Here is a 574-nt window from a genome sequence, read left to right as displayed (position 1 = left end):
GGGTAAGCGCATGGAAATGTCTCCTGAGTCATCAAATAACGAAGCTTCGTCTTGTGAAGTTAAGACCCTGACGAACGCCCGGCAGTTCGCCGTTATACTCGGCCCTCTGTTTGGGAGCCAGCATGATTTCTTTGCCGATCGACGATGTTTTACCCGCCCTGCGTGAAGCCCTCGCGTCACGCCACGAAGCCGTGCTCGAAGCACCTCCCGGCGCCGGTAAAACCACCCGCGTGCCCTTGGCCTTGCTCAACGAAGCCTGGCTGGCCGGGCCGACCATCGTCATGCTCGAACCACGGCGCTTGGCTGCGCGGGCGGCGGCGGAGCGTTTGGCCAGCGAGCTCGGCGAGCAGGTCGGTGAAACCGTCGGCTATCGCATCCGCCTCGACAGCAAGGTCGGCCCGAAGACGCGTATCGAGGTGGTCACCGAAGGCATCCTCACCAGGCGCTTGCAGGACGACCCGGCGCTGGACGGTGTGGGCCTGCTGATCTTCGACGAATTTCATGAACGCAGTCTAGACGCCGATCTGGCGCTGGCGCTCAGTCTGAACGGTCGCGAGCTGTTTCGCGCTGAACA

General features: G+C 62.4%; 1 protein-coding gene. It reads left to right on the top strand.

Going from position 1 to position 574, the window contains the following annotated elements:
• Positions 1–122: 122 nt before the first annotated feature.
• Positions 123–574 (top strand): DEAD/DEAH box helicase (locus J5M71_RS26695; RefSeq protein WP_207838483.1); only part of this gene is annotated, 452 nt, incomplete at its 3' end.

Source organism: Pseudomonas sp. 43(2021) (assembly GCF_017490805.1).
GTDB lineage: Bacteria > Pseudomonadota > Gammaproteobacteria > Pseudomonadales > Pseudomonadaceae > Aquipseudomonas.
This window is presented reverse-complemented; position numbering and strand designations above follow the sequence as displayed.